This window comes from Acidovorax sp. GW823-FHT01C06 (genome assembly GCF_058798375.1).
The window spans coordinates 924,888-946,466 of the sequence record NZ_JBXAKN010000001.1 but is presented as its reverse complement, the minus strand read 5'-3'; the positions used below and the strand labels follow the sequence as shown (position 1 = coordinate 946,466).

Below are 21,579 nucleotides of genomic sequence, written 5' to 3'. Positions count from 1 at the left end.
TTACGGCGGGGCGCATCCATCGAAAGGCGCGCACCATGACCCCCACCGCCCCCGCTGATTCCCCCACCCTGGCGCCCGCGCCGCGCAGCACCCCTGCCGTGCAGGTGCTGTCGGCCGAGAAGACCTACCCCAACGGCACGCAGGCCCTGCTGCCGGTGGACCTGACCATCGAAGAGGGCGAGTTCGTCACCCTGCTCGGCCCCTCGGGCTGCGGCAAGAGCACCTTGCTGAAGATGGTGGCCGGCCTGCTGGAGCCCACCGATGGCCGGCTGCAGCTGTGGCACAAGCCCGTGGCGCAACTGGACGAAAGCGGCAAGAAGATGGCCTTCGTCTTCCAGTCGCCCACACTCATGCCCTGGGCCAGCGTGCAGACCAACGTGCGCCTGCCGCTGGACCTGGCGGGCGTGCCGCGCCCCGAGGCCGATGCCCGCGTGGCCGAGGCGCTGGCCCTGGTGGGCCTGTCGAAGTTTGCCAACGCACTGCCGCGGGCGCTTTCGGGCGGCATGCAGATGCGCGTGTCCATCGCGCGCGGCCTGGTGACCCAGCCCGACCTGCTGCTGATGGACGAGCCCTTTGGCGCGCTGGACGAGATCACGCGCCACAAGCTCGACGCCGACCTGCTGGACCTGTGGCGCAAGAAGAAGCTCACGGTGATCTTCGTGACCCACTCGATCCACGAGGCGGTGTTCCTGTCGAGCCGCGTGGTGATGATGGCCGCGCGCCCCGGCCGCGTGGTGGAGGAGTTCCGCATAGCCGCGCCCTACCCGCGCACGGCGGACTTCATGGTCTCGCCCGAATTCAGCCGCTATGCCAAGCAGTTGCAGGACAGCCTGCTGCGCGCCAGCGCCGACACCGAGGAGACCGCAGCATGAGCACCCCCTACCCTGCAGCGCCCATCGCCGCGCCCTCAGCGGCTGAACGCAGCACACCCGTGCGCGCTGCCTCAGCCCCCAAGCCGCGAGCACCGCGCGTGCCGCTGATGGCCCAGCCCCGCGTGCAGCGCGTGGTCTACCCCGTGCTGGTGGGCCTGGTGCTCATTGCGCTATGGCAGGGCCTGGTCACGGCCATGGAGCTGCCGCCCTACCTGGTGCCCTCGCCCCTGCTCATGCTCAAGACGCTGTTCACCGACTGGGCGGCCCTGGGCGGATCGCTCTGGGTCACCGTCAAGATCACCGTGCTGGCCTTTGCCGTGGCCACGGTGGCCGGGGTGCTGATCTCGTTCTTGTTCGTGCAGAGCAAGCGCATCGAGACGGCGCTGTTCCCGTACGCCGTGCTGCTGCAGGTCACGCCCATCGTGGCGGTGGCGCCGCTGATCATCATCTGGGTGAAGGACCCGACCGCGTCGATGGTGATCTGCGCCGCGCTGGTGGCGCTGTTCCCCATCATCAGCAACACCACGCTGGGCCTGCGCAGCGTGGAGCCGGACCTGCAAAGCTACTTCCAGCTCAACCGTGCCACGCGCATGCAGACCCTGCTGCGCCTGCGCATACCGAGCGCGCTGCCCTACTTCTTCGGCGGGCTGCGCATCTCCAGCGGGCTGGCGCTGATCGGCGCCGTGGTGGCCGAGTTCGTGGCCGGCACGGGCGGCCAGGGCGCGGGCCTAGCGTACCAGATTTTGCAGGCGGGATTTCAGCTCAACATCCCGCGCATGTTCGCCGCGCTGCTGCTGATATCGCTGACCGGCGTGGCGCTGTTCGCGCTGATGGCCTGGGGCACCCGCTTGGCCCTGGGCAGCTGGCACGCCAGCGAAAACTCGCACGACTGACCCTACCCCCCGACCGAACCGCCTTCATTTTTTGACACCGCGCACGCGTGGTGGGGCCGCGCATTGCCCGCCACCACCCGCCGCACAGACAGGAGAGACACATATGACCACCGTAACCGCCCCCCAACTGCCCGAACAACTGCCCGGCCTGGACTGGATTGCTGACCCGCTGCGCGTGGGCCGCCTGTCGCAGGACTTCGCCTGGTTCAGCCCCGTGCTCAAGCGCGATCTGGCCGGCAAGCGCGGCGACGTGGCCGTGCGCCCGCGCACCGAGGATGAGATCCGCCAGGTGGTGGCGGCCTGTGCGCGCGCGCAGATCCCCCTGACCGTGCGCGGCAGCGGCACCGGCAACTACGGGCAGAGCACGCCGCTGCATGGCGGGGTGATCCTGGACCTGTCGGGCTACAACGGCTTTGGCTGGGTGCGCGGCGCCGTGGGCCGGGCGCAGGCGGGCATCCGCCTGTCGGACTTCGACGCGCAGGCCAAGCCCCTGGGGCAGGAGCTGCGCTGGCTGCCCTCCACCTACCGCAGCGCCACGCTGGGCGGGCTGTTCGGCGGCGGCTTTGGCGGGGCCGGGTCGATCAACCACGGGCCGCTGGCCGCGCCGGGCAACGTGCTGGCGGTGCGCGCCATGACGGTGGAGCCCGAGCCCCAGGTCATCGAGCTGCGCGGCCCCGAGGCCATGCTGCTGCACCACACCTACGGCACCAACGGCATCGTGCTGGAGCTGGAGGTGGCGCTGACCCCCGCCGTGGCGTGGACGGAGTGCATCGTCACCTTCACTGACTTCGACGCCGCGCTGGAATTCGCCGACCGCTTTGGCGCCGCGCCGGGGCTGGAGAAAAAGGAGGTGTGCTTTCTGGCCGCGCCCATCCCGGCCTACTTCACCAGCCTGGCCGAGCACCTGCCCGCGGGTTGCCATGCGGTGATGCTGCTGGTGGCCCCGCACTCCGAAGACGGCATGCGCGACATGGCCACCCGGTCCGGCGGCACCGTCAGCTACCGCAAGACCGCCGACGAGGTGGAAAAGAGCCACAAGACCCTGCTCGAGTACACCTGGAACCACACCACCCTGCACGCGCTGAAGGTGGACAAGACGCTCACCTACATCCAGAGCGGCTTCAACCCCGCCACCCGGCTGGAGCAGGTGAAGGCGCTGGAAAAGGCCCTCGGCGGCGAGGTGATGATGCACCTGGAGTTCCTGCGCACCAAGGAAGGCGCGTTCAACTGCAGCGGGCTGCAGCTCATCCGCTACAGCACCGAAGAGCGCCTGAACCAGATCATGCAGATCTACCGCGACCACGGCGTGCAGATCAACAACCCGCATGTGTACATCGTGGAGGACGGCAAGCAGAACAACCTGGATCCTGCCGTGGTGGGCACGAAGCGCCGCTTCGATCCGCAGGGCTTGCTCAACCCCGGCAAGCTGCGCAGTTGGACCTCCCTGTAGTGACGGGGGTTTTCTGCCATCGCCAATCCATCTGGTGGCACCTTCCGATGGCCAGGGCGAAGCAAACGTAGGAACCGGCGCATGGGCGTGATGCCGGCCCCCGTGTCGGTGGGCGCGCACCTGCAAAAGACCCATGGACTGGTGCAGGTGGGCACCAGCCCCGACGCACAGGAGCAGTTCCACCTGATCTACGGCGCGCGCAAGGTGATGCACCCGCTGCTCACGCGCCTGCTGGAGGCCGAAAAAAGCGGAATGCTATTGAATCAATAGCTGTTTGCGCTTATTGGAAAAGCGCTGGAGGCCAGTTTCATTCAAACCCCCAGGCGCCGCCGCCCACGCCAGCCCAGGGCGCCCAGCAGCGCCGACAGCAGCAGCACGCCCCACTCCGACAGCGTGGGGATGGCCTGCGCACCCACTACGGGTGGCGCGGCAAACAGCAGCATCGCGTGCGGGTCGGTGATCGCGCCCGGCGTGGTGGTGTCGCCGTCGCCCACGCCGTTGTCCGTCACGGTGAAGGTCAGCCGGTTACCCGCCACGCTACCGTGAGGGAACCACGTGGACGCCGGGGCGCCCACGCTGGCGGGGCCGAACTTGTGGGGCTGCAGGCCCGCCAGGCTGCCTGCGGGGTAGTCCATCTGCACCGCCAGCGTGGCGCCCGCGCAGCCCGTGGCGGCAAAGCGCAGCACGCCCAGCGGGGCCGTGGCGTTGGCGGGCAGGTTGTCGCCTGCGGTGGCAGCGCTCAACGTGAGGCTGCCCACCACGCAGCCCGCCGGGCCGCCGCTGATGCCCACCACCACCTGCTGCCCCATGCCGCCGCCGGGCAGCGGCAGGCTGACCGGGCTCACGGTGTGCGTGATGCCCGCCAGGGCGCCCGTGTTGTTGGCGTCGCCGCCGTAGCTGGCGGTGATGGCCTGCGTGCCCATGGGCAGGGTGTTCACGGCGCAGACGGCAGCGCCGCCGACGAGGGGCGCGGCCGCGCACAGCGGCACGCCGCCTGCGCTGAACGCCACCGTGCCCGTGGGGCTGTCCGCCCCGGACAGCGTGGCGGTAAAGGTGACGCTGGCGCCTCCGGGGCTGGGGTTGGCGCTGGCGGCCAGGGCCAGCGCGGGCGTGGCATGGGTGCTTGTCGGCAACGCGTCGGACACCATGCCGTTGACGAACACGCGCAGCGCGTAGCGGCCACGCGGCAACACGCCCGGCGCGGCCACGTCCACCGTGGTGGCCGACGATGCCGTGGGCGTGAGCCAGCGCGTGGCGCCGTTGTCCAGCCGCCGCAGCTGCACCAGCGGCAGCGGCGTGGGCGATGCGCCCGTGCCACCGCCGCTGGCCTCGCTGTCGCCGTGCAGGCGCAAGCCGCCCAGGGTGAAGGCGGTACCGTCCACCAGGCGGGCCGGGCCGCTGGCAAGCTGGGGCACGCGGGCCGCTGGCACGGTGCCTCCAGCGGGGTCATAGCGTTCGGCACTGGCCAAATTGCCACCGGAACCAATGCCGCCCGCGGCCAGCACGTGGCCCGAAGGCAGCAGCACGCTGGCGTGCTGCGCACGGCCCGTGATCAGCGGTGGCGTGCTGGCCCAGGTGTTGGCAGCGGGGTCGTACAGCTGGCTGCCGCTCCGTGCCCCGCTGAGGTAGCCCCCAACCAACAGCACCTGGCCGCCGGGCAGCAGCATGGCCGTTGGATCGCTGCCGCCGGTACCTGCGGCCAGCGTGCCCGCGGGCGACCAGGTGCCGGTCGCCGGGTCATACAGCTCGGCGGTCAGCTCGGCGGTGGGGCTGTTGAAGGGGCCGGTGGCGCCGCCCGCCACCAGCACCTTGCCCGAGGGCAGCAGGGTCGCGGTGTGGTCGCTGCGCGGGATGGCCAGCGCGCCCGTGGCGGTCCAGGTGTCTGATTGGGGGTCGTAGATCTCCGCGAGGGCGGTGCGGCCACCGTTGGTGAACCCGCCCGCCACCAGCACGCGCCCATCGGGCAGCATCACGCTGCTGCCAAAGTAGTGCCGGACCGAGAGCATCGGCGCGCGCAATGCCCAGGTGTCGGTCGCAGGGTCGTAGAGCTCCACGGTGTTGCTGGATGGGCCTGTCCCGTTGGCCCCGCCGACCACCAGTACCTTGCCCGACGCCAGCAGCGCGGCGCCCCCGCCTCTGTGTGCGGCGTTCATGGGGCCGGTGGCCGTCCAGGTGTTGGTGTTCTCGTCGTAGCGCTCGGCGCTGGCACCTGTCCCGCTGGCCACCAGCAACTGGCCGGACGCCAGCAAGGTCAGGGTGGGCATTTCGCGGCTGGTGAGGTGGTTGGCGGCAGGGCTCCAGCTGTTGCCCACGGGGTCATACAGCCGTGCGGAGGTCGACAAACTGGTAATCGCCAACACCTTGCCTGACGGCAGCAGCGAGGCCCGCGTGACGCTGCCCCCCATGCCCATGCTGCCCGCCGCGCTCCACGCGCCGCTGGCGGGGGTGTAGACCTCCGTGCTGGCCAGAAGCGGGCCGGCGCCGGCGCCAGCCACGGCGAGCACCGTGCCATCGGGCAGCACCGTGGCCGTGTGGTAGAGGCGCGGGCTGGCCAGCGCGGGGGCCGCAGTCCAGCTGTTGGTGCCGGGGTTGAACAACTCGGCGCTGCCGAGCAGCCCATGGATCAAGTTGGAGCCTGCCGCGACCAGCACCGTGCCGTCGGGCAGTAGGCTGGCCGTGTGGCTGAAGCGCCCCGTGGTCAGCGGGCTTACGGCGGTCCAGGTGCCGGCACCGGGGTCGTACAGCTCGGCCTGGGCCAGGGCCAGGGCCAGGCTGTCGGCTCCGCCCACCACAAGGACCTGGCCGCTGGGCAGCAAGGTGGCTGTGTGGTCATAGCGCGCGGTGGCCAGCGTATTGCCGACGGTGGTCCAGGTGCCCAGGGCGGGGTCGTAGAGTTCGGCGCTATTCAAAGCGGCGCTGCCATTGGCCGTGCCCCCTGCGACGAGCACCTTGCCATCGGGCAGCAAGGTGGCTGTATGTTCAAAACGCGGCTGGGCCAGGGCGCCGGTGTCGGACCAGGCGCCCAAGCCGCCGTTCGCGGCGGGGTCGAAGAGCTCCGCCGGGCTGGTGGCTGGGCCGGGGGGCCATCCCCCCGCCACGAGTACCTTGCCATTGGCCAACAGCGTGGCGGTGGCTTCGCGGCGGGCATGGCCCAGGGCGCCAGCGGCGGCCCAGGTGCCAGTGGCGGGGTCATACAGCTCGGCACTGGCCAGGACAGCGCCATCCATGCCCCCCGCCACCAGCACCTTGCCGCTGGGCAGCAACGTGGCGGTGTGGCCTTGGCGCGCCGCAGCCATGGCGCCCGTGGCCGCCCAGGCGCCGGTGGCAGGGTCGTACAGTTCGGCGCTGGCGGTGCGCGCGTTGCCTGCCACTTGCCCACCGGCCACCAGCACCTTGCCATTGGGCAGTACGGTGGTGCTGTGGTCGCTGCGCGCGGCAGCCAGGCTGGCACCGCTGGCCCAGCCCACAGCCTGCGCCTGCGCAGCGCCCGCCTGGAGCAGCAGCCAGCCCCCCAGCAGCCAGGCCAGACACAAGGCGGCACGGTGGCGCGCGGACAGCAGGTTTCTTGGCATGTTTTGACCTCCAGCGCTTATCCATTCAGCGCAAGCAGCTATTGTTTTGATAGTTCTTCAGCCATGCGCCTGCGCACAGGCGAGTGGTGCGCGCGATGCTGCCATCGCGCCGGGCCGTTGTCTGTCCTCAGAACTGATGACATCACACAGCTCACCATAATATGGGCGCGGCGCCCCGTCATGTGCACGATCGCAGTCGTCACGAACCCGAGGGGGGCAGTCAACGAGGTGCAAGCCACGGGAAGGCAACCAAGGAAAAGACAGAGGACAACCTTCGGTTCACGACGGCGCATGGTTCCTCTGGGTCGACACGCGCCGGTCACACACCAAACCGGTCACTCGCACCGGTATCCCCGTCGGCAACGATCGAACGCTCGGTCTCGGCGGAGCAGTGGCCGTCGGTGCGGCTGCCCGTCGATTGACCGCTCAATACGAAGCCGTCGCTCAGGTTGTCGACGCGAATGACTTGGTACAGCCTGTAGCTGACCTTGAAGTACGACCGCAGTGGTCAATGGCAAAGTGCGTTATTGCTCACTTCCAGTTCAAACCTCTGTGGCTGGTGCTCAGCTAAATGGCGTTCATGCGAGGTGCTCCTCGGGTTCTCGGTCGCGGGTTGTCAAAATCTAAAGTTGAATGGCGGAACAACGAAAGTAGAGTGGCGTTCCGCAACATCCGCAGTAACAGACAGCCGAAATGTGCGCGGCGTCTTGAAACCGCCACAAATGCCCGTATCATTAGCACTCACCACAGACGAGTGCTAACACCGCACCGCCTGCCGGAAATTTCGCAGCGCCTGGTCCCCCGGGTGCTGGTAAGTCAGCTTTTTTTCACTGAAAACAGGAGCAATGCAATGAACCTTCGCCCTCTGCACGATCGCGTGATCGTCAAGCGTATCGAAAGCGAAACCACGACCGCCTCCGGCATCGTGATCCCTGACAATGCCGCTGAAAAGCCCGATCAAGGTGAAGTGCTGGCCGTTGGCCCCGGCAAGAAGAACGACAAGGGCGAACTGATCGCCCTGAACGTGAAGGTCGGCGACCGCGTTCTGTTCGGCAAGTACTCGGGCCAGACCGTCAAGGTCAAGGGCGACGAACTGCTGGTCATGAAGGAAGACGACCTGTTCGCAGTCGTCGAGAAGTAATCCTTTCTCCTTCGGTTTACTCACTTTTTCATAGCTGCTAGCGCTTTACCAATAAGCGCTAGAAGCATTTTTGATTCAAATCTTGTAGGAGCCAAACATGGCAGCAAAAGACGTAGTTTTCGGCGGCGAAGCCCGCGCACGCATGGTTGAAGGCGTGAACATCCTGGCCAATGCGGTCAAGGTGACCCTGGGCCCCAAGGGCCGCAATGTGGTGCTGGAGCGCTCGTTCGGCGCCCCTACCGTGACCAAGGACGGTGTGTCCGTGGCCAAGGAAATCGAACTCAAGGACAAGCTGCAGAACATGGGCGCCCAGCTCGTGAAGGAAGTGGCCTCCAAGACCAGCGACAACGCTGGTGACGGCACCACCACCGCCACCGTGCTGGCCCAGGCCATCGTGCGCGAAGGCTTCAAGTACGTGGCCGCCGGCATCAACCCGATGGACCTCAAGCGCGGTATCGACAAGGCCGTGACGGCCCTGGTCGCCGAGCTGAAGAAGGCTTCCAAGCCCACGACCACCTCCAAGGAAATCGCCCAGGTGGGCTCGATCTCCGCCAACTCCGACGAAACCATCGGCAAGCTGATCGCTGACGCCATGGACAAGGTCGGCAAGGAAGGCGTGATCACCGTGGAAGACGGCAAGTCCCTCGACTCCGAACTGGACGTCGTGGAAGGCATGCAATTCGACCGCGGCTACCTGTCGCCCTACTTCATCAACAACCCAGAAAAGCAATCCGCGATTCTGGACAACCCCTTTGTGCTGCTGTTCGACAAGAAGATCAGCAACATCCGCGACCTGCTGCCCACGCTGGAGCAAGTGGCCAAGGCCGGCCGTCCGCTGCTGATCATTGCCGAAGAAGTCGAAGGCGAAGCCCTGGCTACCTTGGTCGTGAACACCATCCGCGGCATCCTGAAGGTCGTGGCTGTGAAGGCACCTGGCTTCGGCGACCGCCGCAAGGCCATGCTGGAAGACATCGCCATCCTGACGGGCGGCAAGGTCATCGCTGAAGAAGTGGGCCTGACCCTCGAGAAGGTGACCCTGGCCGATCTGGGCCAGGCCAAGCGCATCGAAGTGGGCAAGGAAAACACCATCATCATCGACGGCGCCGGCGCTGCGGGTGACATCGAAGCCCGCGTCAAGCAAGTGCGCGTGCAGATCGAGGAAGCCACCAGCGACTACGACCGCGAAAAGCTGCAAGAACGCGTGGCCAAGCTGGCTGGCGGCGTGGCCGTGATCAAGGTCGGCGCTGCCACCGAAGTCGAAATGAAGGAAAAGAAGGCCCGCGTGGAAGACGCGCTGCACGCAACGCGCGCAGCTGTGGAAGAAGGCGTTGTGGCCGGTGGTGGCGTGGCCCTGCTGCGTGCCAAGCAAGCCGTGGGTGACTCGATCAAGGGTGACAACGCCGACCAGGAAGCCGGTATCAAGCTGGTGCTCAAGGCCATCGAAGCGCCCCTGCGCGAAATCGTGAACAACGCCGGCGGCGAAGCCTCGGTGGTGGTGAACGCAGTGTTGGCCGGCAAGGGCAACTACGGCTTCAACGCTTCGAACGACACGTACGGCGACATGCTCGAGCTGGGCATCCTGGACCCCACGAAGGTCACCCGCACGGCCCTGCAGAACGCTGCCTCCGTGGCGTCGCTGCTGCTGACGACCGAAGCCATGGTTGCAGAAGCACCCAAGGACGAGGCCGGTGCCGGCGGCGGCATGCCCGACATGGGCGGCATGGGTGGCATGGGCGGCATGGGCATGTAATGGCCGGCCGCTCCGGGTGGAACCCAGGTTCTGCCCGGTAGCCCACAAAAAACCCCGCAGGTCGCAAGACCTGCGGGGTTTTTTACTTGGAACACGCGAAGCACGTCGTGGCACGGGCCGCTCTTTCGACATTTGTACCGCGATTCACTGCACCGCGCCAACCCAGAGCAAGGGGCCCGGCCTTCGCATGGGCACTGTCCCGTGCCAGTGCCGCCGTGCAAGGGCCGCCCCGCTGCATGGGCGGCGTCCCCCTCGGGGAAGACGCGAAGCGGCTCAGGGGGGTTAAAACCTATACGTCGCGCTCAGCACCACGTTGCGGCGCGTGGCCCACCAGCAGTCGCCGCGCGACAGGCAGGTGCTCATGTACTTCTTGTCGGCGAGGTTGCTGATGTTGAGGGCATAGCGCCAGTCCTGGGTGTCGTAGGCCAGCAGCGCATCGACCACCCCGGCGGACGGAACCTCGGGGCCGGTGCCGTCGCGGAACGACGACAGCCAGCGGTAGCCCGCGCCCGCCGAGAAGCCGCGCACACCGCCGATGGAGAAGCGGTACACGCCCCACACGGCGGCCTGGTGGCGGGGAAGCCCTTCCAGCAGGGGATCGACGTCCGTGTAGTTGTAATGGGCCGTCAGGTCGAAGGCCGTGGCCACGCGGGCCTTGTACTCCAGCTCCAGGCCCTTGTTGCGGGTCTGGCCCACCTGCAGCGAGTTGTCGGGGTTGGTCGGGTCGGCCACCTTCTGGTTCTTTTCCTTGAGGTCGTACACCGCCGCCGTGAATTGCGTGGAGCTGCCCGCGGGCGCGTACTTCACCCCCACCTCGATCTGCTCGCCCTGCAGCGGCTTGAAGCGCTGGCCATAGGCGTTGGTGCCGCTCACGGGGCTGAAGGACTCTGCGTAGCTGATGTAGGGCGTCCAGCCCCCGGCCAGCTGGTACATCACGCCCAGGCGCTTGGTGGTGTCGCTCGTGCGGTCATCCGTCTGGCCCGCCAGGCCGTTCACGGCGCGGTCGTGGCGCAGGCCGGCGATGAAGATCCACGGGCCCCACTTCATCTGGTCCTGCACATACAGGCCGCTTTGGCGCTGCACGTTCTCGGGCCTGGCGATGAGCGTGGGGTTCAGGCGGTGGCCGTACACCGGCGCATAGGCGTCGATGGGCGTGTTGTAGGCATCGTCCGCCTCGTTCTTGTTCTCGGTCTGCCGGTTCCAGTCCACGCCCAGCAGCAGCTGGTGGCTCAGCGCGCCGGTGGTGAGGTTGCCCTGCAGGTGGGTGTCGACCGCGGCCATGCGCGTGCGCGTGATGTTCTTGCCGTAGATGCGGCCCGTCAGGCGCTGGTTCACGGGGTCCCAGCCGAACCCGCCGGGGACCGTGAAGAAATCGGCGTAGTGGTAGCCGCCGCGGTTCTCGTTGCGCGCCAGGCGCAGGTTCTGGCGCACCGTCCAGGCATCGTTGAAACGGTGCTCGAACAGGTAGCCGATGGATTCGCGGTCGCTGTCGTAGTAGTCGCCGGGCTCGCCGATGAAGCGGTTGATGGGCAGCATGCCATTGGGGTTGGGCAGCAGCGTGCCCGACCAGGGCAGGAACTGCGCCGTGCTGCCCGTGCGGTCCTGCTGCCAATGGGCCTGCAGGGTGAGCGACGTGGCGGCATTGGGCCGCCAGGCGAGCGAGGGCGCGATCAGGCGCCGGTCGTTCTGCACGTAATCGGTCTGCGTGTCCGCATCGCGCGCCACGGCCACCAGGCGGTACGACCATTCGCCGTCCTGGGTGAGCGGGCCGGTCAGGTCGGCCTGCAGCTGCTTGCGGTTCCAGCTGCCGATCTGCACGCCCACCTCGCGCTGCGCCTCCTGCAGGGGGCGCTTGCTCACCATGTTGACCACGCCGGCCACCGTGCCTGCGCCGAACAGCATGCCCGAAGGGCCGCGCAGCACCTCGAGGCGCTCCAGCGTGTAGGGCTCGGCGGGGGTGCTGCTGGTGTACCAGTTGTAGTTCTGGCGCAGTCCGTCGAGGTAGGTGTCTGGCGAGCTGCCGCGCACGCGCACGCTGTCGGAACGGCTGTCAAGGCCGTAGGCGTCGCTGCGCACGCCCGCCGCGTACAGCAGCGCCTCCTGGAAGGTGGTGGCCCCCTGGTCCACCAGCTGGTCGCGGGTGACCACGGTGACGGACTGCGGGGTTTCCGACAGCGGCGTGTCGGTCTTGGTGGCGGTGGCTGCATTGCGCGCGCGGTAGCCCACCACCGGGCCGGTGGCCGTCTCCTTCTCCGCGCTGGCGTCGACGCGCACCTCGGACAGCGTGGCCGCCGCGCCCTGTGCCGCCGCCCAGGTGGGGGCCAAACCGAAGGCCAGCGCGATGCCCATGCAGACCGCCGTCTGCCCATGTTGGATTGCCATGATTTTTCAGAATGGAAGTAAGAATGATTACTATTTTAAAAATCAAAGCAGCCTCCTGGACGGATCCGGCGCGGGATGTCGTACAACGACAACATCCCTGGTCCCCGATTTTTTCCTGAATTCATCAAATTTAATAGCAGCTCGCGCTTGTATATCAAGCGCAAAGGCCACTTTTATTCACGATCCGGGCGGCGGACTCCCTCCAGAAAAACCAGGGCGATGCCCATGTGCCCACAAGCGCGGCCCCAACAAAAAAGCCCGCCGGCCGTAAGGCAAGCGGGCTTCGCGGGTTGCAGGCCACGCGGGCCTGCCTGGCGCGGGATCAGCCCTCGCTGGGCTGCACCCACCAGTAGATCAGCACCAGCACACCGATGCCGGTCAGGGTCAGCAACTGCCACCAGCCCGAGCGGCCAATGTCATGCAGGCGGCGCGCGCCCACGGCCAGCCCGGGCAGCACCAGCGCGAGGGAGACGATGCCGGAGATCACGTCGCCCAGGAAGCTGGCGACCACCATCACCGCGACCTGGAACAGAAAGAACCACCAGAACTCGGAGCGCACGGCGCGACCCGAGAAACCCGCGTACTGCGTCAGGCAGCTTTTGACAGCCGAAACAAAATCCATACAGAACTCCCTCTCTTTGAAACGTGAAGCCGTTGTGGCAGGGCCAAGCCCCGCGCCATGATAGGGGCGCACAGGGCATCCAGTCCACACGTCCCACCACTCCATCGGCGGCCCCACGCCTGGCAGCCGGGCCACAGGGCAAATTTTGCTTCTTTTTTTATAGCTTGCAGCGCTTGCCGGATAAGCGCTGACGGCCTATTTGAGCATGAATCCTGGTGCTCACGCGGCCTTGCGCAACGCATGCGTGTCGCGCGCCAGCTGGGTGATGCGCGCCCAGTCGCCCGCACGCACGGCGTCGGCGGGCGTCAGCCACGAGCCGCCCACGCAGCGGACGTTGGGCAGCGCCAGGTAGTTGGACGCGGTGGCCTGGGTGATGCCCCCCGTGGGGCAGAAGCTCACCTGGCCGAACGGGCTGGCCCAGGACTTGAGCAGCGGGATGCCGCCCGCGGCCTCCGCCGGGAACAGCTTGAGGAACGAAAACCCGTCCGCCAAGGCCGCCATGATCTCGCTGGACGTGGCCACGCCCGGCAGCAGTGGCAGGTTGAGCCCCTTGCAGGCGCTGCCCACCTCGGACGTGTAGCCAGGGCTCACGGCAAAACGCGCCCCGGCCTCGCTGGCGCGCCGCGCATCGTCGGCGTTGAGCACCGTGCCCACGCCCACCACCGCTTCGGGCAATTGGCGCGCGATGGCGGCGATGGCGGGCAGGCCGGCGGCGGTGCGCAGCGTCACCTCCAGCACCTTCACGCCACCGGCCAGCAAGGCCTCGGCCAGAGGCAGCGCGTCTTCCACGCGGTCGATCACGATGACGGGAATGACCGGGCCATGGCTGGCGATGTCGAGAGGATTCATGGGTTTGTGCTCCTTGGTGTGTTCGGTGTCGGATGCCGCAAGCGGCCTACAAAACTAGCGCGGCGCGATGCCAGTGCACCCGTGGAACGGGCTTTGCCAGGCCACCGGGTGCGTCCCCCTCCCGCGCAGGGAGGGAGGAGGAAGGCGCGCAGCGACTCAGGGGGTGCATCCTGCTACAGCCATGTGCAGGCGCCTTGTTCCGCACCGCCCGCGTGGCGGCGGAAGTTGGTGAAGAGTTCGCGGCCGAAGCCGGTGGCGGGGGGCGCGGTGTAGGGCGCCAGGGGGCGGGCGGCCCAGGTGGCCTCATCGACCAGCACATCCAGCGTGCCGGCCACGGCATCCACCCGCACGATGTCGCCATCCAGCACCTTGGCCAGCGGGCCGCCGGCCAGCGCCTCGGGCGTGACGTGGATGGCGGCGGGCACCTTGCCCGACGCGCCGCTCATGCGGCCGTCCGTCACCAGCGCCACCTTGAAGCCCTGGTTCTGCAGCACCGCCAGCGGCGGGGTGAGCTTGTGCAGCTCGGGCATGCCGTTGGCCTGCGGGCCCTGAAAGCGCACCACGGCCACCATGTCCTGCTGCACCTCGCCCGCGCTGAACGCGGCCAGCAAGGCCTCCTGCGAATCGAACACGCGCGCGGGCGCCTCGATGACGTGGCGGTCTTCGGGCACGGCCGAGACCTTGATCACCGCGCGGCCCAGGCGCCCCTGCAGCAGGCGCAGGCCGCCCGTGGGGGAAAACGGATGGGACACCGGGCGCAGCACGGTCTCGTCGCCCGACACCGCCGGTGCGCCCTGCCCGCCCGCGGCGATGCCGCCCGCGTTCACACTGCCCACGCCCGGGTGCATGAAGCCCCCTTGCAGCAGTTCGCGCAGGATCCATGCGGGCCCGCCCGCGGCCTGGAACTGGTTCACGTCGGCATCGCCATTGGGGTACACGCGGGCCAGCAGCGGCACGGCGGACGACAGCTCGTCAAAGTCCGACCAGTCGATCAGGATGCCCGCGCTGCGCGCAATGGCCACCCAGTGGATCAGGTGGTTGGTGGAGCCCCCCGTGGCCAGCAAGGCCGCCATGGCATTGACGATGCAGCGCTCGTCCACCATCCGCCCGATGGGCGTGAAGCGCTGGCCGCGCTTGCCGATGTCGAGCACGGTGCGCACGGCCTGGCGCGTGAAGGCTTCGCGCTCCTCGGTGCCGGGCGGTGCAAAGGCCGCGCCGGGCACGTGCAGGCCCATGGCCTCGAGCAGCATCTGGTTGCTGTTGGCCGTGCCGTAGAAAGTGCAGGTGCCAGGGCTGTGGTACGCGGCGGACTCGGCCTTGAGCAGTTCGTCGCGCCCCACCAGCCCTTGCGCGTACTGCTCGCGCACCTTCGACTTGTCCTTGTTCGACAGCCCCGTGCCCATGGGGCCCGCGGGCACGAACACGCAGGGCAGATGCCCGTAATGCAGCGCGCCGATGAGCAAGCCGGGCACGATCTTGTCGCACACGCCCAGCAGAAGCACGCCGTCGAACACATCGTGGGACAGCGCTACCGCAGTGGCCATGGCAATGGCGTCCCGGGAGAACAGGGACAACTCCATGCCGGGCGTGCCCTGCGTCACGCCGTCGCACATCGCGGGCACGCCGCCCGCCACCTGCGCGGTGGCGCCGTGGCGCGCGGCCTCGTCACGCAGGATGGCGGGGTAACTCTGGTACGGCTGGTGGGCCGACAGCATGTCGTTGTAGGCCGTGACGACGCCGATGTTGGGCGCCTTCTCCACGGTGACCTTGAATTTTTCGGCGCCGGGCAGGGCCGCGTAGGCATGGGCCAGGTTGGCGCAGCCCATGCGGTCTTGCGCGGGCTTGCGCTGGATCATGGCCTCGACGCCGGCCAGATAGGCGGCGCGGGTGTCCTTGCTGCGCTCGATGATGCGGGCCGTCACGCGCGCTACGACTGAATGCATGGGATGCTCCATCGGTGGGTTGGGCCTGGGCACCTGTTCCGGGGCAGGCCACTGTTTGAGGCCCTAGAATGTAACTCGATAACCATCCCATTTCAACCCATGACCTTGCAGTGCCTGCCCCTTGCGCCCTCCGAACTGGGCGAATCGCCGTTCTGGGACCCCGAGGAAAAATGCCTCTATTGGTGTGACATACAGGGACTGGCGGTGCACGCATGGACCCCGGGGAACGGCCGCCACCGGCAATGGAAGACCCCCAGCGAACCCGGCTGCTGCGCGCCCGCCGCCGACAAAAAAATAGTAATCGGGTTACGGGACGGCTTTTACCTGCTGGACACCACCACCGGCGCGTTCACCCTGCTGGCCCTGCTGCCCCCCGCCCGCCACGACACCCGCGTGCTGCGCCTGAACGATGGTCGCTGCGATGCGGCGGGCCGGTTCTGGGCGGGGTCGGTCATCAGCCCGCGCACGGCCCCCGACGCCGCGCTCTGGCGCCTGGAGGTGGCCGAGGGTGGTTACCGCGTGCACTACATGGCGGGCGACAACTTCACCGCCAACGGCCTCGCGTTCAGCCCCGACAACCGGTATCTGTACTGGTCCAACACCCCGGAGCACCGCATCGACCGGTTTGACTTCGATGTGGCGACGGGCGCCATCGCCAACCGACAGCCCTGGGTGCAGTTCGGCCGCAAGGTGGAAGGCCAGCCCTACGGCGGCCGGCCGGATGGCGCGGCGGTGGATGTGGAGGGCAACTACTGGGTGGCGATGTACGAGGGGGCGTGTGTGCTGCAGCTGTCTCCAGCGGGGCAAGTGCTGCAGCGCATTGAAGTGCCAGTGCAGTGCCCGACCATGGGGTGTTTTGGAGGGGCGGATTTGCGGACGCTGTACATCACGTCGGCGCGGGCGGGAAGGCCGGTGGAGGAACAGGAGGCGGCGATTCCTGCGGGGTCGCTCTTGAGCGTACGGGTCACGGTGACCGGTCTTCCGGTGAACCGCTTCAAGGCCTGAACCGGGCAGACGAAGGCGCGAGGGGCGGGGCCTCGCGGCACATCGCCCATTCAAAGTTGAGCGCAGTAGACGTCGCGGCGGCTGAACTTACCGGGTGAGCACCGGGCGGGGGCCAGCGCGACTTTTCAATCCTTGCTCCCAGTCCGTCTGCCGCGTCCGCATCAGGATCAGCACACCCAGAACCGTTCCGATGGGGAATGCAAAAAGCAGCAGGATTCCGAGAGTTCGCGATAAATTCCGACCCCACAAATGGCCGGAGCGGACACCACGCAATGCGGCGCAATGAAGCACGAAAGGCGTGCCGAAGATGCCCGCAAGAATCCACACCCCGCTTCCACTCGCGTTGTCACCGGCCAAGTAAATGACGCAAAGCAGCGCCGCGCCGATGCCGTAGAAGATTGACAGCCCGAAGTGGATTCGGGCGAGCGACCTGTTCATGAACTGCTCCTTTTGGCGGGATCGTTCCTGTGCACCATAACCGACCCGCCATGCATGCGCCGCCGCAGCCGCGTGCGGTGCCAGCCGAGGCGACGAAGCCCACCCACGGCTCAATCACCCGTTTTCATCGCCCCCAGCACGTCATAACACGCCCCCATGTTGTGATAGTCCACCTTCCCCGCGTTGCTCTTCTCGCGCGTGTGGTTGCGGTTGGCACCGTCGAGGACGCGAAACCACGCGCCGTGTTCGTGGTCCACGAAGTGCTCCCAGCAATACGCCCAGATTCGGTCGTACCAGTCCCAATAGCGCTCGTCGCCGGTGCGCACAGCCAGCACCGCCGCAGCCGCCATGCTCTCGGCCTGCACCCAGTGGTATTTGCCGTCGTCGCAGATGCTGCCGTCGGGCGCCATGCCGTAGACGATGCCGCCGTGCACGGCATCCCAGCCCTTCTCCAGCGCTGTGTCGAAGAGGAAGCGCGCGCAGGGCAGATGCCAGTCCGCCGGCGCCAGGGCGTCCAGTTGCAGCAGCAGCTTGGCCCATTCGGTCTGGTGGCCGATCTGGTAGCCCCAGGGGCGGAAGATGTTGCTGCGGTCGTGGCGGTTGTAGTCCCAGTCCACCGACCAGTCGGCGTGGTAGTGCTCCCACACCCAGCCCTCGGCAGCAGGGGCCGAGGTGCGGTCCGACAACGCGGCCTGGCGCTGGCAGATGCCCTGCGCGAGCTGTTCGGCGCGCTGGATATAGCGCTGCTCGCCGGTGGCGCGAAAAGCCGAGATCATGGCCTCACAGGCGTGCATGTTGGCGTTCTGGCCCCGGTAGTCCGCCAGCACCCAGTCGGGCGACGCCTCATCGGCGTACAAGCCCTGCGCGGGCTGCCAGAAGTGCTGCCCGGCGGTGTCGAAGGCATCGGCCAGCCAGCCGCGTGCCTCGGGCACTCCGGCCTCCAATGCCCGTGCATAGGCCAGCATCACGAACGCCATGCCGTAGCAATGCCGCGTGCCATCCAGCACCGTGGCACGGCCGCCCTGCCAGTCGATGAGCCAGGCGTAGCCGCCGGTGGCGGGGTCGAGGAACGCAGTGCGCAGAAACTGCAGCGCGTGCACCATGCCGCTCTGATAGCGCGCCTCGCCCGTGGTGCGGTAGAGCATGGCATGGGTGACCACAAAACGCGTGGCGCTGACCAGGTGGCGGGTGCGCGTGTCGTACACCGTGCCGTCGTCCAGGAAGAAGTGGTACATGCCGCCGCTCGCGTCGGTGGCCACGGGCTCGTAGAACGCCATGGTCTGGCGGATGTGCGCGCGCAGGAAGTCGGCGGACCGGAAATCCGGCCGGGGTGCGGTCATGGTGTCTCCTCGAAAAATCGCCAGTGCCCGTGGTCGCGCCGCCGCAGGACGGCCGCCACCGGTCTTTGTCAAATGCCGGCGCGCAGCCGGGCGAGCAAGCCGGCGGTGGAGCCGTCGAGCCCTGCGGCATCGCCGCTGGCCAGGCGCGCCTCGATGTCCTTGGCCAGCACCTTGCCCAGTTCCACGCCCCACTGGTCGAAGCTGTTGATGCCCCACAGGCTGCCGCTCACGAACACGCGGTGTTCCTGCAGCGCGATCAGCGCGCCCAGCGACGCGGGGGTGAGCGCATCCAGCAGCAGGAAGGTGCTGGGCCGGTTGCCCGGGAAGTGGCGGTGGCCGTCCTCCCCGTCCTTGCCCACCATCAGCGCCTGGGCCTGCGCCAGGGCGTTGGCCAGCAGCTTGTCGTGGTGGCCTTCCAGGGGATGGGTGGGCTGGCGCACGGCGATGAGCTCCAGCGGCAGCACGTCGGTGCCCTGGTGCAGCATCTGGAAGAACGCGTGCTGGCCGTTGGTACCCGGCTCGCCCCACAGCACGGGCGACGTGGCATAGGGCAGCGGCTGGCCGTCCAGCCCCACGCGCTTGCCGTTGCTTTCCATCTCGAGCTGCTGCAGATAGGCCGGCAGGCGGCGCAATGCCGCGTGGTAGGGCGCGATACAGCGGCTGGTGAAGCCATGGAAGTTGCGGTACCAGATGTCCAGCAGGCCCAGGCGCACCGGCAGGTTCTGCGCCAGGGGCGCCGTGCGAAAGTGCTCGTCCATGGCGTGCGCTCCGGCGAGCAGATCGCGGAAGCCCGCCGAGCCAATCGCGATCGCGATGGGCAGGCCAATGGCCGACCACAGCGAATAGCGCCCGCCCACCCAGTCCCAGAAGCCGAAGGTGGTGGTGATGCCCAGCGCCTTCGCGGCATCGACATTGGTGGTGAGCGCCGCAAAGTGGCGCCCCACATTCTGACCGCCTTGCGCCGCAAACCAGGCCAGCGCCGAGCGCGCGTTGGTCATGGTTTCTGCGGTGGTGAAGGTCTTGGAGGCGATGAGGAACAGCGTGTTCTCGGCCTTGAGCGACTGCAGCACCGTGTGCAGTTCGTGGCCGTCCACGTTGGAGACAAAGTGCAGCCGCTTGCCCCGCGCGCGGCACTGCTCCAGCGCCAGCACGGCCATGTGCGGGCCCAGGTCCGAACCGCCGATGCCGATGTTCACCACATCGGTGATGGCGCCATCCGCACGCACCGTGTCGGCATAGGCCAGCATGGCATCCAGCGTGGTGTGCACCTGGGCCAGCTTCTGCGCGATGTCCGGCCCGTCGCCGGGCAGCGCCAGGCCCCGGGGCCGGCGCAGCAGCGTGTGCAGCACGGCGCGCCCTTCGGTGCTGTTGATGGGCTGGCCGCCGAACATGGCGTCGCGGTGCTGTTCCAGGCCACAGGCACGGGCCATGTCCAGCAGCAGCGCCTCGGTGGCGGCGTCCCACAGGTTCTTGGAAAGATCCGCAAACACCTCGGGCGCGTGCTGGCTGAAGTGCCCAAACCGCTGCGCATCGCTGGCAAAGGCCTCCCGCAGGTCCAGACGGTTGCCATCTGCGGTGAACGCGGCCTGCAACTGAGGCCACTCTAGGGTTTGGTCGCAACGGAGGGAGGGCATGGTGGATTCAGGATATCGGGGAGGTGAAAACCGGCGAGATAGTAACTTGATTACACAATTTTTCTGATACTTTTCTGCGCACGAACTGTCAAAAAACGTTTACAGCCTCTACAGCTACACAACCCAATGTAACGAGATTACAATTTCCAGCCTCAGACGCACAACAACACCCTGATATGGAGACCCCATGAGTTTTGACCTTGTCCTGTTCGGTGGAACAGGTGATCTGGCGTGGCGCAAACTCATGCCGGCGTTGTTCCAGGCGTTCCGGCACGGAACGCTGCCCGAGGGAGGCCGCATCATTGCGGTGGCGCGCGACGAGCTGAGCCATGAACAATACCGCAGCCTGATCCAGTCGCGCTTTGACAGCGTGGATCTGGCCAAGCGCCCCACCCCGGACGAGTTCGAACGCTTCGGCGCCCTGCTGCACTACCTGCGCATGGACCTGTCGCAAACGCAGGACTACGCGCGCCTGGCCACCTTGCTGCACGAGCGCGCCGCCGATACCGTGGTGATGTACGTGGCCACCGCACCCAGCCTGTTCACCAACGTGTGCGAACAGATCGCCGCCGTGGGCCTGAACGGCCCCGCCACCCGCGTGGTGCTGGAAAAGCCCCTGGGCCACGACCTCAAATCCAACCAGGCCATCAACGACACGCTGCGCCGCGTGCTCAAGGAAGAGCAGGTCTTTCGCATCGACCACTACCTGGGCAAGCCCGCGGTGCAGAACCTGTTTGCGATGCGCTTTGGCAACGCGCTGTTCGAGCCACTGTGGCGGCGCGAGAACATCGCCAACATCCAGATCACCATCGCCGAGGAGCTGGGCGTGGAAACGCGCGGCGCCTTCTACGACCAGACCGGCGCGCTGCGCGACATGGTGCAGAACCACGCGCTGCAGCTGCTGTGCGCCATCGGCATGGAGCCGCCCATCAACTCCAGCGCCAATGCGATCCGCGACGAGAAGCTCAAGGTGCTGCAGTCGCTCAAGCCCTGGAGCATGGAGACCATTGGCCAGCACGTGATCCGCGGCCAGTACGCCGCGGGCAAGACCCACGGGCACAACGTGCCGGGCTACCTGCAGGAAAAAGGCGTGGCCAGCGACAGCACCACCGAGACCTTCGTGGCGCTGCGCACCGAGATCAGCAACTGGCGCTGGGCCGGCGTGCCGTTCTACATCCGCACCGGCAAGCGCCTGGCGGGGCGCGATGCGCACATCGTCGTCAACTTCCGCCCCGTGCCGCACCCCATCTTCAAGATGCCTTCGGGCGCGGTGAACCGGCTGGTGATCAACCTGCAGCCCAGGGACGGCCTGGAGCTGCACCTGCTGGCCCAGGGCGCGGCCCAGCACCAGACCGAACCCGCGCTGTCGCAGGTGGCGCTGAACCTGGACTTCGACCAGCGCTTCGGCACCGAGCGCGTGGGCGCGTACGAGCGCCTGCTGCTGGACGTGATCGCCGGGCGGCTGAACCTGTTCGTGCGCAGCGACGAACAGGAAGAAGCCTGGCGCTGGGTGGAGCCCATCCTGCAGCACTGGAAGAACGACCCCGCGGGCCCGCGGCCGTACGCACCGGGCAGCTGGGGCCCGAGCGCCGCCAGCGCCATGATCGCGCGCGACGGGCATTGCTGGAGCGAAGAGATGTGATGCCATGGAAAAGAAAGGCCCTGCGGGGCCTTTCTTGCTCCCGGCC

The 21,579-nt window shown here is 67.5% G+C and carries 15 protein-coding genes and 1 pseudogene; 8 read left to right on the top strand and 8 right to left on the bottom strand.

The window, feature by feature from the left end; genetic code table 11:
* Positions 1 to 35: 35 nt before the first annotated feature.
* The 4 genes and pseudogenes from AC1RCS_RS04255 to AC1RCS_RS04240 all read left to right on the top strand — a co-directional run.
* Positions 36 to 872 carry an ABC transporter ATP-binding protein gene (locus AC1RCS_RS04255; RefSeq protein ID WP_492244385.1) on the top strand — a complete coding sequence of 279 codons (837 nt, stop codon included), beginning with the start codon at positions 36 to 38 and terminating at the stop codon, positions 870 to 872.
* A complete protein-coding gene (locus AC1RCS_RS04250) occupies positions 869 to 1,765 on the top strand; it encodes an ABC transporter permease (protein WP_492244384.1) in 897 nt (298 codons plus the stop codon). Before AC1RCS_RS04255 ends, AC1RCS_RS04250 begins: the two co-directional genes overlap by 4 nt.
* 103 nt (positions 1,766 to 1,868) lie before the next feature.
* Positions 1,869 to 3,215 (top strand): FAD-binding oxidoreductase, encoded by a 1,347-nt coding sequence (locus tag AC1RCS_RS04245; RefSeq protein ID WP_492244383.1) that lies wholly within the window; start codon positions 1,869 to 1,871, stop codon positions 3,213 to 3,215.
* A gap of 81 nt (positions 3,216 to 3,296) precedes the next feature.
* A pseudogene (locus AC1RCS_RS04240) lies at positions 3,297 to 3,485 on the top strand (LysR family transcriptional regulator); the annotation flags it as partial.
* A 41-nt stretch (positions 3,486 to 3,526) separates the two neighbouring features.
* Here the strand turns inward: AC1RCS_RS04240 and AC1RCS_RS04235 are convergent.
* Complete coding sequence (locus AC1RCS_RS04235) at positions 3,527 to 6,787, bottom strand: IPTL-CTERM sorting domain-containing protein (RefSeq protein WP_492244382.1); 3,261 nt, start codon at positions 6,785 to 6,787, stop codon at positions 3,527 to 3,529.
* A gap of 850 nt (positions 6,788 to 7,637) precedes the next feature.
* Here AC1RCS_RS04235 and AC1RCS_RS04230 point away from each other — a divergent pair.
* On the top strand, positions 7,638 to 7,928 hold the full coding sequence (locus tag AC1RCS_RS04230; protein ID WP_005799501.1) for a co-chaperone GroES: 291 nt from the start codon (positions 7,638 to 7,640) through the stop codon (positions 7,926 to 7,928).
* A 97-nt stretch (positions 7,929 to 8,025) separates the two neighbouring features.
* Positions 8,026 to 9,678, top strand: a complete 1,653-nt coding sequence (gene groL, locus AC1RCS_RS04225) for a chaperonin GroEL (RefSeq protein ID WP_010462232.1) — start codon at positions 8,026 to 8,028, stop codon at positions 9,676 to 9,678.
* A gap of 282 nt (positions 9,679 to 9,960) precedes the next feature.
* Here the strand turns inward: groL and AC1RCS_RS04220 are convergent, their stop codons facing one another.
* The 4 genes from AC1RCS_RS04220 to edd form a co-directional block, all read right to left on the bottom strand.
* Positions 9,961 to 12,060 carry a TonB-dependent siderophore receptor gene (locus tag AC1RCS_RS04220; RefSeq protein ID WP_492244381.1) on the bottom strand — a complete coding sequence of 700 codons (2,100 nt, stop codon included), beginning with the start codon at positions 12,058 to 12,060 and terminating at the stop codon, positions 9,961 to 9,963.
* A 322-nt stretch (positions 12,061 to 12,382) separates the two neighbouring features.
* A complete protein-coding gene (locus AC1RCS_RS04215; RefSeq protein ID WP_218293348.1) occupies positions 12,383 to 12,682 on the bottom strand; it encodes a DUF805 domain-containing protein in 300 nt (99 codons plus the stop codon).
* 219 nt (positions 12,683 to 12,901) lie between these two features.
* Positions 12,902 to 13,531, bottom strand: coding sequence for a bifunctional 4-hydroxy-2-oxoglutarate aldolase/2-dehydro-3-deoxy-phosphogluconate aldolase (gene eda / locus AC1RCS_RS04210; RefSeq protein WP_218293347.1), 630 nt, complete (start codon positions 13,529 to 13,531; stop codon positions 12,902 to 12,904).
* Positions 13,532 to 13,704: 173 nt separating this feature from the next.
* On the bottom strand, positions 13,705 to 15,474 hold the full coding sequence (edd, locus tag AC1RCS_RS04205; protein WP_492244380.1) for a phosphogluconate dehydratase: 1,770 nt from the start codon (positions 15,472 to 15,474) through the stop codon (positions 13,705 to 13,707).
* A 99-nt stretch (positions 15,475 to 15,573) separates the two neighbouring features.
* Here edd and AC1RCS_RS04200 point away from each other — a divergent pair, with 99 nt between their 5' ends.
* Positions 15,574 to 16,479: an SMP-30/gluconolactonase/LRE family protein gene (locus tag AC1RCS_RS04200; protein ID WP_492244379.1), complete on the top strand. Its 906-nt coding sequence runs from the start codon at positions 15,574 to 15,576 to the stop codon at positions 16,477 to 16,479.
* Positions 16,480 to 16,566: 87 nt separating this feature from the next.
* Here the strand turns inward: AC1RCS_RS04200 and AC1RCS_RS04195 are convergent, their stop codons facing one another.
* The 3 genes from AC1RCS_RS04195 to pgi all read right to left on the bottom strand — a co-directional run bounded on the left by AC1RCS_RS04195 (position 16,567) and on the right by pgi (position 19,891).
* The gene (locus tag AC1RCS_RS04195) at positions 16,567 to 16,917 is read right to left on the bottom strand and encodes a hypothetical protein (protein ID WP_492244378.1); all 351 of its coding nucleotides are present in this window, start codon (positions 16,915 to 16,917) and stop codon (positions 16,567 to 16,569) included.
* 110 nt (positions 16,918 to 17,027) lie between these two features.
* Entirely contained in the window at positions 17,028 to 18,257 is a 1,230-nt protein-coding gene (locus AC1RCS_RS04190) for an AGE family epimerase/isomerase (RefSeq protein WP_492244377.1), read from the bottom strand.
* Positions 18,258 to 18,325: 68 nt separating this feature from the next.
* Positions 18,326 to 19,891: a glucose-6-phosphate isomerase gene (gene pgi / locus AC1RCS_RS04185; RefSeq protein ID WP_492244376.1), complete on the bottom strand. Its 1,566-nt coding sequence runs from the start codon at positions 19,889 to 19,891 to the stop codon at positions 18,326 to 18,328.
* A gap of 187 nt (positions 19,892 to 20,078) precedes the next feature.
* Here pgi and zwf point away from each other — a divergent pair, with 187 nt between their 5' ends.
* Positions 20,079 to 21,533, top strand: a complete 1,455-nt coding sequence (zwf, locus tag AC1RCS_RS04180) for a glucose-6-phosphate dehydrogenase (RefSeq protein ID WP_218293341.1) — start codon at positions 20,079 to 20,081, stop codon at positions 21,531 to 21,533.
* The last annotated feature ends 46 nt before the right edge of the window (positions 21,534 to 21,579 follow it).

Coding starts and splice junctions, on each gene's coding strand:
- AC1RCS_RS04245 (WP_492244383.1), top strand. CDS start 1,869: ATGACCACCGTAACCGCCCCCCAACTGCCCGAACAACTGCCCGGCCTG.
- pgi (WP_492244376.1), bottom strand. CDS start 19,891: ATGCCCTCCCTCCGTTGCGACCAAACCCTAGAGTGGCCTCAGTTGCAG.
- edd (WP_492244380.1), bottom strand. CDS start 15,474: ATGCATTCAGTCGTAGCGCGCGTGACGGCCCGCATCATCGAGCGCAGC.
- AC1RCS_RS04255 (WP_492244385.1), top strand. CDS start 36: ATGACCCCCACCGCCCCCGCTGATTCCCCCACCCTGGCGCCCGCGCCG.
- zwf (WP_218293341.1), top strand. CDS start 20,079: ATGAGTTTTGACCTTGTCCTGTTCGGTGGAACAGGTGATCTGGCGTGG.
- AC1RCS_RS04230 (WP_005799501.1), top strand. CDS start 7,638: ATGAACCTTCGCCCTCTGCACGATCGCGTGATCGTCAAGCGTATCGAA.
- eda (WP_218293347.1), bottom strand. CDS start 13,531: ATGAATCCTCTCGACATCGCCAGCCATGGCCCGGTCATTCCCGTCATC.
- AC1RCS_RS04200 (WP_492244379.1), top strand. CDS start 15,574: ATGACCTTGCAGTGCCTGCCCCTTGCGCCCTCCGAACTGGGCGAATCG.
- AC1RCS_RS04220 (WP_492244381.1), bottom strand. CDS start 12,060: ATGGCAATCCAACATGGGCAGACGGCGGTCTGCATGGGCATCGCGCTG.
- AC1RCS_RS04215 (WP_218293348.1), bottom strand. CDS start 12,682: ATGGATTTTGTTTCGGCTGTCAAAAGCTGCCTGACGCAGTACGCGGGT.
- AC1RCS_RS04190 (WP_492244377.1), bottom strand. CDS start 18,257: ATGACCGCACCCCGGCCGGATTTCCGGTCCGCCGACTTCCTGCGCGCG.
- AC1RCS_RS04250 (WP_492244384.1), top strand. CDS start 869: ATGAGCACCCCCTACCCTGCAGCGCCCATCGCCGCGCCCTCAGCGGCT.
- groL (WP_010462232.1), top strand. CDS start 8,026: ATGGCAGCAAAAGACGTAGTTTTCGGCGGCGAAGCCCGCGCACGCATG.
- AC1RCS_RS04195 (WP_492244378.1), bottom strand. CDS start 16,917: ATGAACAGGTCGCTCGCCCGAATCCACTTCGGGCTGTCAATCTTCTAC.
- AC1RCS_RS04235 (WP_492244382.1), bottom strand. CDS start 6,787: ATGCCAAGAAACCTGCTGTCCGCGCGCCACCGTGCCGCCTTGTGTCTG.